The organism is Brasilonema sp. UFV-L1, assembly GCF_012912105.1.
Taxonomy (GTDB): domain Bacteria; phylum Cyanobacteriota; class Cyanobacteriia; order Cyanobacteriales; family Nostocaceae; genus Brasilonema.
The window spans coordinates 43585-56288 of sequence record NZ_QMEA01000026.1 but is presented as its reverse complement, the minus strand read 5'-3'; the positions used below and the strand labels follow the sequence as shown (position 1 = coordinate 56288).

Genomic DNA, 12704 nt, shown 5'->3' with positions numbered 1-12704 from the left:
CGTTAGGCGGGTGGGGTAAATTTGGGAATTGTAAGTAATTAAGCGGACATGATATAACGGGATACCGAGAGTTGCGCTTGTAGCTTATAGCTCTCTTCTTTGTAGGTGTAGGATTCTCAACGTCATTGTCAGAACGAAAATCTAAAAAATATTTTAAATTTAAAATTTATTTTCACTACAGCGGCACATCCTGCTACAATCAACCAGGGTCAATGAAATGCACATTTACTTAATGGAGATTGTAAGCATAAATACACATGTATTATGTATACTTTGTGTCAATTTTAATTGCAAAATTTGAATATAAGTAAAGTTAGTATTTTTTGAAAGACTACAATAAAGTAGTTTCCGTGATGGGTGTGCGTAACATACGGAAGTTACCTAAGCGTGATTTTTTTACGGAGAGGTCAGGGTATGGCGATCGCCACAATTAATCCAGCAACTGGAGAGTTGCTGAAAACTTTTGAGCCACTAAATGATATAGAAATCGCTCAAAAATTAGATTTGGCACAACAGGCTTTTGAGAAGTACCACAAAACTTCTTTTCAAGAACGTTCTGTTTGGATGCAAAAAGCTGCTGAGATTTTAGAACAAGAAAAAGCAGATTTTGCCAAGATGATGACACTGGAAATGGGTAAGCCCTTGAAAGCGGCGATCGCCGAAGTCGAAAAATGTGCCCTCGTTTGTCGTTACTACGCTGAACACGCGGCTGAATTTCTGGCTGACACTTCAGTAAAAACCGATGCTAGCCAAAGTTTTATAAAATATCAACCATTAGGTATTATTCTCGCAGTGATGCCGTGGAATTTTCCCTTTTGGCAAGTGTTTCGTTTTGTGGGACCAGCCTTGATGGCTGGGAATGTCGGATTACTCAAACACGCTTCCAATGTTCCACAATGTGCTTTGGCGATAGAAGAAATTATACAAAAAGCAGGTTTTCCACAAGGTGTATTTCAAACTCTATTGATAGGTGCTAGCAAGGTTGCGGATTTGATGAGTGATGAGCGCGTCAAAGCTGCTACATTAACAGGAAGCGAACCAGCAGGCGCAAGTCTGGCGGCTGCAGCAGGAAAACAAATTAAAAAAACTGTCCTGGAATTAGGAGGAAGCGATCCGTTTATTGTATTGGAAAGTGCAGACTTAGAAACGGCAGTAGCCACCGCAACGACAGCGAGAATGTTGAATAACGGGCAATCGTGTATTGCAGCGAAACGCTTCATTGTTGTTGAGACAATAGCAGACAAGTTTGAAAAGCTATTACTAGAAAAATTCCAAGCACTGAAAGTTGGTAATCCGATGGAAAGCGAAACTGACTTAGGTCCATTAGCAACTCCTGATATTCTTAAAGAAATAGACCAGCAAGTGCAAGCAGGTGTTAAGAGTGGGGCAAAAGTTTTGACAGGTGGACATCCTTTATCAGATCGTCCTGGTAACTTTTATCCACCAACCATTCTCACGGATATTTCCCCAGAGAATCCAGTGGCGCAGGAAGAGTTTTTTGGTCCAGTCGCGATGTTATTTCGTGTACCGGATATTGACGCAGCGATAAAAATCGCAAATGCGACACCGTTTGGCTTAGGTGCTAGTGCTTGGACAACGAACTCTCAAGAATGCGATCGCCTGATCGAAGAAATCGAAGCAGGTTCAGTATTTATCAACGGTATGGTGAAGTCTGACCCTCGCTTACCCTTTGGTGGCATTAAGCGTTCTGGATATGGCAGAGAATTGAGTATCCAAGGTATACATGAATTCGTAAATGTTAAAACTGTGTGGGTGAAATAACAAAACAGAATATAGGAGTCAGAATCTAGAAGTCAGAAGATTTTGAAGTAAGGCTTTATACCCTACCTCAACTAAGACCTCTCCTACAGGCGGGGATCTGAAATCCAAAATTCATCTGCCACGTGTACAGAATCCCCAAGCTGGATTCTGACAACTGACTCCTGAATTCTTCTTCAAGAAACCACATCAGGTGCAATCAACCCAGAGGAATAATTAGAGGAAATATGAACACAGCGGAATTACTTGTACAGTGCTTGGAAAATGAAGGAGTGCAATACGTTTTCGGACTACCTGGGGAAGAAAATCTACACGTTTTAGAGGCGCTAAAACATTCTTCCATTCAGTTTATTACCACTCGTCACGAACAAGGTGCAGCATTCATGGCAGATGTCTACGGACGTCTGACAGGAAAAGCAGGAGTTTGTCTTTCGACTCTTGGTCCAGGGGCGACAAACTTGATGACTGGGGTAGCAGATGCTAACCTTGATGGTGCGCCTTTGGTCGCAATCACTGGGCAAGTCGGTACAGATAGAATGCACATCGAATCCCACCAATATTTAGACTTGGTGGCGATGTTTGCCCCGGTGACAAAGTGGAATAAACAGATTGTACGACCGAGTATTACACCAGAACTTGTGCGCAAAGCATTTAAGCGGGCGCAAAGTGAAAAACCAGGTGCAGTTCACATTGATTTACCAGAAAATATTGCCGCTATGCCTGCAGAAGGCAATCCCTTACGTAAGGATAACATCGAAAAAACCTTCGCTTCTTTTGCAAGTATTAGGGCAGCAGCCGCAGCAATTTCCCAAGCAGTTAACCCAATTATTCTAGTTGGTAATGGGGCGATTCGTGACCAAGCAAGCGATGCTGTCACACAATTTGCGAGTCAGATGAACATTCCTGTTGCCAATACTTTCATGGGCAAAGGTGTGATTCCTTACACTCATTCCTTAGCTTTGTGGTCAGTAGGATTGCAACAGCGAGATTTTATTACCTGTGGTTTTGATAGCACAGATTTAGTCATTGCCATTGGCTATGATTTGATTGAGTTTTCCCCGAAAAAATGGAATCCTGATGGAAGAATTCCTATTATTCATGTTGGCGTAACCCCTGCAGAAATTGATAGTAGTTATATCCCTAACGTTGAAGTCGTAGGAAATATTTCTGATTCCCTCTTTGAAATCTTAAAATTTGCAGATCGCGAAGGTAAGCCTAATCCCCAGGCTATCAGCCTACGGACAAATATCCGTGCTGACTATGAACAATATGCTCATGATGACGGATTTCCCATTAAACCTCAAAAGTTAATTTATGACTTGCGACAAGTAATGGGACCAGAAGATATCGTCATCTCTGACGTTGGCGCACATAAAATGTGGATTGCCCGCCATTATCACTGCCATAGCCCGAATACTTGCATTATATCCAATGGCTTTGCCGCAATGGGTATAGCAATTCCTGGAGCGATCGCCGCAAAACTCGTGCATCCGAAGCGCAAAGTTATTGCTGCAACTGGTGATGGTGGCTTTATGATGAATTGCCAGGAATTAGAAACAGCTTTACGTGTTGGTACACCCTTTGTCACCCTCATCTTTAATGATGGTGGTTATGGTTTAGTTGAGTGGAAACAAGAAAATTACTTCGGCAAAGGTAGATCATCTTTTGTGCATTTTGGCAACCCTGATTTTGTTAAATTTGCTGAGAGTATGGGTCTAAAAGGCTACCGTATTGAATCTGTTACTGATTTGGTTCCTGTCTTGAAAGAGGCTTTAGCACAGGATGTTCCAGCAGTCATAGATTGTCCTGTTGATTACCGGGAGAATGCTCGTTTCTCCAGAAAAGCCGTTGAGTTGAATTGTGCGGTGTAGGAGATTTTCCTCACGCCAAGACGACGCCAAGACGAGCCAGTACTGCAGGAGGGTTTCCCTCCGTAGGTATCTGGCGTCGCTAAGATTTCTTGGCGTTCTTGGCGTCTTAGCGGTTCGTTTTTGTTAACTTGTCTTCTAGCGCCCTTGCAACCTTTTCCAAGCTGTCATCAGTATCTTTAGTCATTTTTCGCCATGAGGTACTAACAAATGTATACATACCCCCTGCGGTAGCAGTAAATGCTCCTTCGGAAACTTTTCCAGACAATAGTAGTACAACACTTGCAATACCAATTATCGCACCGAGGATTGTTAAACTGTAAGCGAGATTGAATGCTTTACGATCTTGCAGCCGTTGCTGGCGATAAATACTAAAGAGTTCTTCAGACATCATTTTTTGAATTTGCTGATCGTACATTTGTCGTCTTTGTCAACTCTACAATTTCATTAAAATCTGTCAGGAGACGACATCCTGGTTGGGAAATCATTGAGTTGTGGCTGACTTATCGTTGACTGGAGGTTGATATACTCAAAATAGTTTTGTAATGATAAGTGATGGCGCGATCGCTTAAAGTTGCCCAAGAGTACCAGCAAAAAGTTAAATCATCTCTTCAGCGTAACAGCTATCCCAGCCAGAAAGCTTTAGCTGATGATCTGGGGATATCTCTATCCACCGTCAAAAATTTTCTTGGTAGCAAACCCGTTGATTACCAGTATTTTGTAGAAATTTGCCGGAAATTAGAGCTAAATTGGCAAGAAATTGCGCATAAAGAATCAGACACTCAACTCAACTCAAGCACAACCCTTGAGGAAACCTCACCTTTCATCACTGGTTCATCCATCACTCATCCTCGCCACTTTTTCGGACGACAAAAAGAACTCAAGCGCCTGTTCGATTTACTCAAACGCCATCCCCTACAAAACGCTGCAATTATCGGTAAGCGGCGCATTGGCAAAACTTCTCTGCTGCACTACCTGAAAAACATCACTACCACTCCACCAGAACAGTTGCGTGCAGCACAAAAGTACGACTGGCTACCGCATCCAGAAAATTACAAGTGGATATTCGTAGACTTCCAAGATCCGCGTATGGCAAGCAGAGAAAGGTTATTGAGCTATATCCTAGAATGCCTGAGTTTAAAAGTGCCAACGCTTTGTAATTTGGATTACTTCATGGATATAGTCAGCGATAATCTACATTCCCCCACAGTCATCTTACTTGATGAAATTGGCGTTGGGTTGAAACGCTGTCCGGAATTAGATGATGAGTTTTGGGAGTGTTTGCGTTCGTTGGCGACGAACCACACAAGGGGAAATCTGGCTTTTATCTTAGCAACCCACGAATCACCCATTGAACTTGCTCGCAATACAGGGCATAGTTCGCCTTTCTTCAATATTTTCGGTTATACCGCAACTTTGGGAGCGCTGACTGAGGCAGAAGCACGGGAATTGATAGCGAGTTCGCCTATTACTTTCGCTGAGGAAGATGTAGAGTGGATTTTACAACAAAGTCAATGCTTACCACTCTTGCTGCAAATTCTTTGTCGGGAAAGATTGTTTAATCTAGAAGATGGGGAGACTGATGAGAATTGGCGCGAGGAAGGGTTACGACAGATAGAGCCATTTGCTCATTTGTTGGAAGCACAAACACAGAGGTGAAAAAATGCCTTTTAGTAGCTACAAGAGTATTGGCGCTGTTGCCAAAGAATTTCAAATTAAGTATGTGCGGGATAATTTTATTGTTGAGACAGAATTTTTAATCAGTGATATTTTTCGTCAAGAATTAGATTTAATTTTTAATGAAGGTGTTTTTGATAATTCAGAAATAGCTATTTGTGAGAATATCATTTATCCGATTTTAAAAGAAGTTTGGAAAGCTTACCGGAGTAACTTTCTTCTCTGGAGTCATCAAACATTGATTTATGATGAGAAATTATGCGGGGTTCCTGATTACATAGTGGCAAAGCGCTCTCCCCTTGGGACAGTAGTTTTTGACAAGCCATATTTTGTTTTAGTTGAGGCGAAGAAAGAAAGCGATTTTACTGAAGGTTGGGGTCAGTGTTTAGCAGAAATGTTGGCAGTACAACGGCTGAATAATGAGCCAGAACAAACTATCTTTGGAATTGTTTCTAATGGGGCAGTCTGGCAGTTCGGCAAGCTGAGTTTAGATATTTTTACACAAAATAAAACTTTTTATACAATTCAGGATTTAGAGCGGCTGTTTGCAGCGGTTAATTATGTTTTTCAACAGTGTGAATTGCAATTGGATGAGCAATGATATCTTGTTATATTCATTATATGACAGAGAAAATGTCATTGCGAGCGAAACGAAGTGAAGCGAAGCAATCTCAAATCCTAGATTTCGTCACTAACGACGAAATAGAAAATGTCATTGTGATCGCAACGAAGTGTAGCGAAGCAATCTCAAATTCTAGATTTCGTCACGCATCTATCAATAAATTATTAAAAATGAACAAACAATACTATTTGTATATAATGACGAATCATTATAACACCGTGCTTTACACAGGGGTGACTAACGACTTACAAAGGAGAGTTTACGAACACAAATCAAAATCAATAGAAGGATTTACGAAAAAATACAATATTACTAAATTAGTTTACTATGAGATATTTGAAGATGCCTCGACAGCAATTAGTAGAGAAAAACAGATTAAAGCTGGTTCTAGGCAAAAGAAGATTGATTTAGTCAATAGTCTTAATCAAGAATGGAAAGATTTATATGATGAATTATAAAGTCACACAGTGTCATTGCGAGCGGAATGCAATGGGTGAGCCGAAGCCGCGAGCCGCAGGCGTGGCGGGAAGCAATCCCAAAGATTTGGCGTTAGGGGAGATTGCTTCACTACGCTAGCGCTGCGTTCGCAATGACATACTCTGTTTTATCATTGCGAGTGCAACAAAGTGGGTGAGCCGAAGCCGCGAGCCGTTCGGCGATAGCCGTGGCGTCAGCCATAGGCGTGGCGGGAAGCAATCTCAAAGATTTGGCGTCAGGGGAGATTGCTTCACTGCGCTAGCGGTGCGTTCGCAATGACATAAATTTAGTTTTAATTCCTAATGACACCCACCATCGACTACTCCAAAATCTACACCGATGCACCCCAGCAGCACCCCAACTTGATACTGGGTAGCTTGCAACTGCTGTTCTGGCTATTCTTCCGCCCCACAGCATTGCGGAATCACTTAGTCAACATTGACCCTGCTCTAGACCCCGACTCTTACAACCCTTTAGACTGGCGGAATCAGAAGCTATGGCAGCTGCTGATACAAGGATTCATTGTCTTGCCTATCCTGACTAATTTAACCCGAAGCGTGGTGCTGTGGGGATGGGGTGAGTCAGCAGAAAGTATAGCAGTTCGTGTGGTGGGGAGAGCAGTGTTCAGTGTGGTGGTCAGTGTGTTGGTTGGTGTGGTGGTGAGCGTCGCTTGGGCTCTGGTGTTCAGCGTGGTGTGGGATGTGGCGTGGGGCGTAGGGTGTGGTGTGAATTTGGGTGTGACGTTCGGCATGGCAGCAGGCGTAGCGGCAGGCATCGTGTTCGATATGGCATGGAACATGGCGTGGGGTGTCGCGGTGGGCGTGGTCTTTGGCGTGGCGTTGAGCCTGGTGTTCGGCACGGTGGGAGGTGTGGTTTTGGGCATATTGGGGAGCGTGGTGTTCGGCATGGTGGGAAACCTGGTGTTCGGCATGGTATGGGGTGTGATGTTTATTAGCATAATGGGAACCACTATAAACTTATGGCGACCTGTGGTGCTCTACCCCTTCCTAACGATATGGAATACTCTGCTCTATCTATTGGACAAAGCACTTACAGGCACTGATCCAAGTCGATTGCGCTATCATTCTGCTTTTTGGGATGAGTGGCAATTTCTTCCTCTAATTGGCTTGGACAAGCACCTAATATTAGTAGCTGAGCGTAACGCAGTTGAGGGACAAGCTGCTATTGATTACCTGAGTCATAGCCGCCACTGGGCAATTCCAGGAGCCCAGAAGGTAGTACAGATTGAACTGGATGCACGCAGTTTAGAACGCTGTAATGATATAGAAGCCATCCGTGACATTCACCAAAAACTAATAGTTGGTGAACTTAAAAGCCCAGTTACCGCCCTACTAAACATCTTCACTCGCATCAGCGGGGATGTGGACGCGGCTTTAAATCAGCAAAGTTCTTACAACCAGCGTCTAGCACTCAGGGCTGTTGTTGACAGTTTAGATGCACAGTTGCAAAACTTAGCTCGCACTAGCAATAAATATGCCCCCCGCTTCTACCCCATCGCCCAAAGTTGGCGTCAGATAATTGGCAACTATAAAGAGGTACTCGCTAAAGCCACCGAACTTCGCAAAGAAATTGACTCACCTTATATTACCGGCGTTCCCCTGACACTAGAGCAAGCAATCTTCACCGGACGCAATCATATCGGCACGCGCATTGAGCAATTAATTTTAGACCGCCGTCGTCCACCTCTGCTACTCTACGGACAGCGGCGCATGGGTAAAACTTCCCTGCTAAACAACCTGGGACGCCTGCTACCCAATAGCATCATCCCCATGTTTGTTGACTTGCAAGGCGCACCGTCATCAGCAAGTGACAATGCAGGTTTTCTCTACAATCTCGCCAGAGGAATGATAACATCAGCCAAACGGCAAAGCGCTTTAACTTTACCATCCTTGACACGGGAAGATTTAGAAAAAGACCCTTTCACCTGCTTTAATGAATGGTTAGATAAAGTAGAAGAAGCGTTACAGGATAATACAGCACTGCTTTCCCTAGACGAATTCGAGGTACTCGATAGCGCCATTTCCAAAGGGCGCTTTGATGAGCAAGATGTTTTAGGAATGCTGCGTAATCTCATCCAACATCGTCCCAAGTTTAAGATATTAATTGCTGGCTCGCATACTATTGAAGAATATCAGCGCTGGGCTAGTTACCTCATCAACGTCCAAGTCGTGCATATCAGCTACCTGAAAGAAGACGAAGCCCGTCAACTCATTGAACGCCCTGTCAAAGATTTTACCCTACGCTATGAACCAGAAGCCGTGGAGCGAGTGCTGCAACTTACCCGCTGTCACCCATTCCTCGTACAATTACTGTGTGGTGAAATTGTCGTTCTCAAAAATGAGCAAGACCCCTCAGTGCGACGATTGGCAACTTTAGCAGATGTGGAAGCTGCGGTTCCAGAAGCTTTGAGTAGTAGTGGTTTCTTTTTTGCAGATATTCAAAATAACCAGGTTGACGCTGCGGGGTTAGCTATCCTGAAATACTTGGCAGCACAAGGAGAAGGGGCAATATTCAATAAAATAACTATATTAAAAAAACTTCCTGATGTATCGGAAAGCGCTTTTAAACTACTGTTGCAACGCGAGTTTATTGAGGAAGTTGAGGACGGCTTTCGCTTCCAAGTAGAGTTGATTCGACGGTGGTTTGCTCAAATCTAGAGATGATATCAAGTTTGGTTAATCATTTACTACTCGTCATTGCGAGCGGAATGTAATGGAGCGAAGCAATCTCAAAGATTTAGCGTGAGGGGGAGATTGCTTCACTTCGCTAGCGCTCCGCTCGCAATGACAATATCCGCACATAATATTATTCAGCCGTTTGACGTACACCTAAAGATTGAAATTTAACCTTCTAGTAATACAATCTTGGTGTCCTCATATCCGGAAGTTTATGCGGTTTTTTACACACGGTTACCGCTGGGTATTCCTAACCCTTTTCGTTATAGCAGTTATCGTAGCGTGTACAGCATCGCCTGGAAAACGCTCTGGGCAAACAACACAACAGCAAGCGACACAACATAATATGGTCATTTTCGTTGCAGATGGGCTGCGTCCGACTTCGATAAATGCTACCGATACCCCAATTATGAATGAGATACGGGAACGGGGTGTCAAGTTTACCAATAGTCACTCTTTGTTTCCGACTTTTACGACTGCTAATGCTTCGGCGATCGCCACCGGTCATTATTTAGGCGATACAGGTGACTTTAGCAATACTATCCAAGTCAACGCCCCAGTCAAAAGTGCCAAAAACAGCCTTGTCCCCTTCCTAGAAAACAATGCTGTTCTCCAAGAAGTGAACAAACAGTTTGGTGCTAACTATCTCAACGAACAAACTCTTCTAGAAGCTGCAAGAAAAGCTGGTTTCAGCACTGCTGCTATCGGCAAAATCGGACCTGTTTTAATTCAAGATATTACTTTGCAAAAGGATGAACCAACTATCATTTTTGATGACGCTACTGGTACACCTACAGGTATTTCCCTGAGTTCTGAAATCACTGAATTGCTTACCAAAAATTCATTACCAACAGCAGCACCTTCACGAGGTGACAATGGTAAAGCTGGTGATAGCAAGACTCCTGGTACTAAAGTTGCCAATACAACTCAGCAGCAATATTTTGCTGATGTGACGACTAAGGTCATCCTACCACTGTTCAAGCGACGGCAAAAACCTTTTGTGCTGGTTTTCTGGTCTCGTGACCCAGATGGTACACAGCATAATCACGGTGATAGCCTCAACCAGCTTGTTCCTGGTATTAATGGTCCTACAGTGCAAGCAGCCCGCCAAAATGTTGACAAGAACCTGACTCAAATTCGCACTGCATTAAAAGATTTAGGTTTAGAAGCAAGCACAAATATATTCTTGACTGCTGACCACGGATTTTCAACTACTAGTAAGGAGAGTAAAACTAGTTATTCAGCAACGCTTTCTTACCCAGAAGTACCAAAAGGCTTTATCCCACCTGGTTTTGTGGCGATTGATATTGCACAAGAGTTGAAACTGTCTCTGTTTGATCCAGATAACAACAATGCAACTGTAGATCCAACTAAAGGACAGTTTTCTAGAAATAGCTTTATTGGAAAAGACCCTAAAAAGCCAGATGTTATTGTCGCTGCTAATGGCGGTTCTGATTTACTCTATTTACCTAATACAGTAAACAAAAAAGCGACTGCTCAAAAAATTATAAATCTGCTGCTGAAGCAAGATTATATCAGCGGTATCTTTGTGGATGATGCTTTGGGAAAAATTCCTGGAACTTTACCAATGGATGCGATCGCTCTTCGAGGCGCAGCACGTACCCCCAAGCCTTCCATCTTAATAAACTTTCGTTCCTTCGATACAGGTTGCGGTAATCCTACGGCGTGTGGTGCGGAGTTAGCCGATACAGGTTTGCAGCAAGGACAGGGAATACACGGTAGCTTTAGTCGTGCAGATACTTACAACACGATGGCAGCAATTGGACCGGATTTTAAACAAGATTATGAAGACTTAGCTCCAGCAAGTAACGCAGATGTTGCAGTCACCATAGCGAAAATACTGGATTTGAAGTTGTCCACTCAGGGTAAACTAGTTGGTCGAGTGTTAAGTGAAGCGCTAGTCAATGGACCTGATAGCGTTCAGTATAAATCTTTTACCCTGAAATCTCCATCCGCTGCTAATGGTTTAAAAACCATCCTCAAGTATCAAACGGTAGGAAAAACTCGCTATTTTGATGTTGCTGGATTTCCAGGTCGTACCCTTGGACTGTGATCATAAATTTGACGCATGCACTATCTAGCAGCGATTTTTGACTCATATTTTGGGGATTTGTATTCACAATCAGATTCAATTGTGTAGAATCCTAACTCACTGTGCTTGAATCAATCCCCAGTTCTGAATAGCTTTGTTTTAACTGTTCCCAGAGTTCACTTATTTGCTGGTAAGCGTCTTTTGGAGAAAGCTTTCCAAGAGTCTGTAAGTTAGAAATGTAGCTAACGCGTGTGGCAAATTCTTGTAAGTTAGCGTTGAATACAAAAGCCTCTGGCGTAAAGTGACCGTGGTAACTTCGTTTTGGATAAATAAACTCATGTTTGTCTATTTGCTCTTTCATAATCCACCTGTTGTTTATAAAATCTCTCTAATTCATTTGTATACCGACAAAACGATAAAGACAAATATATTTTCTTGTTAATTTAATCAATAAAAATGATTACAAATAACTAACTTAGGTATGATGACTGACTGTGATTAATATGGTAGATATTGTATTTGTGTAAAAAAAACCCTACCTGTCAAACTGACAGTGCAGGGAACGTTTTTATTGTTGTTGCAGCATCTACCATAGTTATCAGCTTAGGCAAAGAAGATTACGCAAGATTTGCTATTTCTTTACAGAACTTATTAAAAAGCTTGCTTTAGCGATAGAAGTTGCAAATACGCAACGCAAATTTCTCTACGCAAGCTTAACTCAGTTTTGTCTGCAAGACTTTAGATACACCCTGTGATAACAACATCTCACGTATCTGCTCCAAATTCCTTGGCTTTGGTGACTCAGTCAAAGTTTTTGTTTGCAATTGAGTTTCAGGAGGTTGTTTACTAGATAGAGCAGCTGCAAATTGCTTGTAAAGTTCTGGGTTGACAGCAAAGTAAAAAGCTAGCTCTTGTCCTACCTCTTTCAATCGGTTTGGTAACCTGTATCAGGAAGCCCAATGACAATCCCATGTCCTGGTGGTAAATTCGGATCAGGGAAAAAGCGTGACCATGCCTCCAAGACTCGAAGTTGCTTAAGACTCCACTCTACATCACTGCTTTCGTCTAAAGCTTTATGCTGAAAACCTGCAACTGCCTGTTTGGACTCTTGATTCCAGTCAGAAGACGGTATGGGAACAGCAAATAATGGCTGTGCATCCACAACACCCGGCCCAGAACGCAGATCATATGTTTTATCCCAAGCTTCTTTAACTGATAGTGTATCTCCCTTTTTGCTTACTTCAAACTCGGTGCGATTATCTCCAATCGATTTAACCTTCCAATTTGAACCCAGTGTCTTGGTAACGATTTCTTTAACTCTGTGTTCCAATCCCGGTATAACCATCTGGAGAAAAAAACCTTCAAACTTAGCACCGTAGTCATTTGAGTCGCTGAGTTGATCGCGATCTGCCTTTGGCAGCAAGCTAGCGCCGAAGGGCGCGCTACGCAAACGCTTATCGCTCATACAATTGTCCTCTGGTGAAATCAGTTCTTAACGTTAAATCTAGTTCAGTACTTGACTACACTCCAAC

Annotated in this window: 12 protein-coding genes; 8 read left to right on the top strand and 4 right to left on the bottom strand. The window is 42.9% G+C overall.

Annotation, left to right across the window (positions count from 1 at the left end; translation table 11 throughout):
* Positions 1 to 414: 414 nt before the first annotated feature.
* Together DP117_RS10915 and DP117_RS10910 are read left to right on the top strand one after the other, a co-directional pair.
* Positions 415 to 1782, top strand: coding sequence for an NAD-dependent succinate-semialdehyde dehydrogenase (locus DP117_RS10915; RefSeq protein ID WP_169218329.1), 1368 nt, complete (start codon positions 415 to 417; stop codon positions 1780 to 1782).
* A 224-nt stretch (positions 1783 to 2006) separates the two neighbouring features.
* On the top strand, positions 2007 to 3650 hold the full coding sequence (locus DP117_RS10910) for an acetolactate synthase large subunit (protein ID WP_169218325.1): 1644 nt from the start codon (positions 2007 to 2009) through the stop codon (positions 3648 to 3650).
* A 106-nt stretch (positions 3651 to 3756) separates the two neighbouring features.
* On the opposite strand, the gene DP117_RS10905 is transcribed toward DP117_RS10910, so the two are convergent.
* Positions 3757 to 4065, bottom strand: a complete 309-nt coding sequence (locus tag DP117_RS10905) for a hypothetical protein (protein WP_169218324.1) — start codon at positions 4063 to 4065, stop codon at positions 3757 to 3759.
* Positions 4066 to 4202: 137 nt separating this feature from the next.
* On the opposite strand from DP117_RS10905, the gene DP117_RS10900 reads away from it, so the two are divergent.
* From DP117_RS10900 to DP117_RS10880, 6 genes are all read left to right on the top strand, one after another.
* Positions 4203 to 5306 carry an ATP-binding protein gene (locus DP117_RS10900; RefSeq protein WP_169218323.1) on the top strand — a complete coding sequence of 368 codons (1104 nt, stop codon included), beginning with the start codon at positions 4203 to 4205 and terminating at the stop codon, positions 5304 to 5306.
* Positions 5307 to 5310: 4 nt separating this feature from the next.
* Positions 5311 to 5925 carry a hypothetical protein gene (locus DP117_RS10895; RefSeq protein ID WP_169218322.1) on the top strand — a complete coding sequence of 205 codons (615 nt, stop codon included), beginning with the start codon at positions 5311 to 5313 and terminating at the stop codon, positions 5923 to 5925.
* A 38-nt stretch (positions 5926 to 5963) separates the two neighbouring features.
* Complete coding sequence (locus DP117_RS36150) at positions 5964 to 6404, top strand: GIY-YIG nuclease family protein (protein WP_248277618.1); 441 nt, start codon at positions 5964 to 5966, stop codon at positions 6402 to 6404.
* Positions 6391 to 6522 carry a hypothetical protein gene (locus DP117_RS36940; protein WP_282440271.1) on the top strand — a complete coding sequence of 44 codons (132 nt, stop codon included), beginning with the start codon at positions 6391 to 6393 and terminating at the stop codon, positions 6520 to 6522. Before DP117_RS36150 ends, DP117_RS36940 begins: the two co-directional genes overlap by 14 nt.
* 203 nt (positions 6523 to 6725) lie before the next feature.
* Positions 6726 to 9101: an AAA family ATPase gene (locus DP117_RS10885; RefSeq protein ID WP_169218321.1), complete on the top strand. Its 2376-nt coding sequence runs from the start codon at positions 6726 to 6728 to the stop codon at positions 9099 to 9101.
* 232 nt (positions 9102 to 9333) lie between these two features.
* On the top strand, positions 9334 to 11193 hold the full coding sequence (locus DP117_RS10880; RefSeq protein ID WP_169218320.1) for an alkaline phosphatase family protein: 1860 nt from the start codon (positions 9334 to 9336) through the stop codon (positions 11191 to 11193).
* Positions 11194 to 11284: 91 nt separating this feature from the next.
* Here DP117_RS10880 and DP117_RS10875 read toward each other — a convergent pair whose 3' ends face one another.
* The 3 genes from DP117_RS10875 to DP117_RS10865 form a co-directional block, all read right to left on the bottom strand.
* On the bottom strand, positions 11285 to 11533 hold the full coding sequence (locus DP117_RS10875) for a hypothetical protein (RefSeq protein WP_169218319.1): 249 nt from the start codon (positions 11531 to 11533) through the stop codon (positions 11285 to 11287).
* A 352-nt stretch (positions 11534 to 11885) separates the two neighbouring features.
* The gene (locus tag DP117_RS10870) at positions 11886 to 12101 is read right to left on the bottom strand and encodes a hypothetical protein (protein WP_169218318.1); all 216 of its coding nucleotides are present in this window, start codon (positions 12099 to 12101) and stop codon (positions 11886 to 11888) included.
* Positions 12098 to 12637 (bottom strand): hypothetical protein, encoded by a 540-nt coding sequence (locus DP117_RS10865; RefSeq protein ID WP_169218317.1) that lies wholly within the window; start codon positions 12635 to 12637, stop codon positions 12098 to 12100. Before DP117_RS10865 ends, DP117_RS10870 begins: the two co-directional genes overlap by 4 nt.
* Between the last annotated feature and the right edge of the window lie 67 nt (positions 12638 to 12704).

Excerpts from the sequence above, each read along its gene's own strand:
- DP117_RS10915 (WP_169218329.1), top strand. The coding sequence starts at position 415 with ATGGCGATCGCCACAATTAATCCAGCAACTGGAGAGTTGCTGAAAACT.
- DP117_RS10910 (WP_169218325.1), top strand. The coding sequence starts at position 2,007 with ATGAACACAGCGGAATTACTTGTACAGTGCTTGGAAAATGAAGGAGTG.
- DP117_RS10905 (WP_169218324.1), bottom strand. The coding sequence starts at position 4,065 with ATGTACGATCAGCAAATTCAAAAAATGATGTCTGAAGAACTCTTTAGT.
- DP117_RS10900 (WP_169218323.1), top strand. The coding sequence starts at position 4,203 with ATGGCGCGATCGCTTAAAGTTGCCCAAGAGTACCAGCAAAAAGTTAAA.
- DP117_RS10895 (WP_169218322.1), top strand. The coding sequence starts at position 5,311 with ATGCCTTTTAGTAGCTACAAGAGTATTGGCGCTGTTGCCAAAGAATTT.
- DP117_RS36940 (WP_282440271.1), top strand. The coding sequence starts at position 6,391 with ATGATGAATTATAAAGTCACACAGTGTCATTGCGAGCGGAATGCAATG.
- DP117_RS10885 (WP_169218321.1), top strand. The coding sequence starts at position 6,726 with ATGACACCCACCATCGACTACTCCAAAATCTACACCGATGCACCCCAG.
- DP117_RS10880 (WP_169218320.1), top strand. The coding sequence starts at position 9,334 with ATGCGGTTTTTTACACACGGTTACCGCTGGGTATTCCTAACCCTTTTC.
- DP117_RS10875 (WP_169218319.1), bottom strand. The coding sequence starts at position 11,533 with ATGAAAGAGCAAATAGACAAACATGAGTTTATTTATCCAAAACGAAGT.
- DP117_RS10865 (WP_169218317.1), bottom strand. The coding sequence starts at position 12,637 with ATGAGCGATAAGCGTTTGCGTAGCGCGCCCTTCGGCGCTAGCTTGCTG.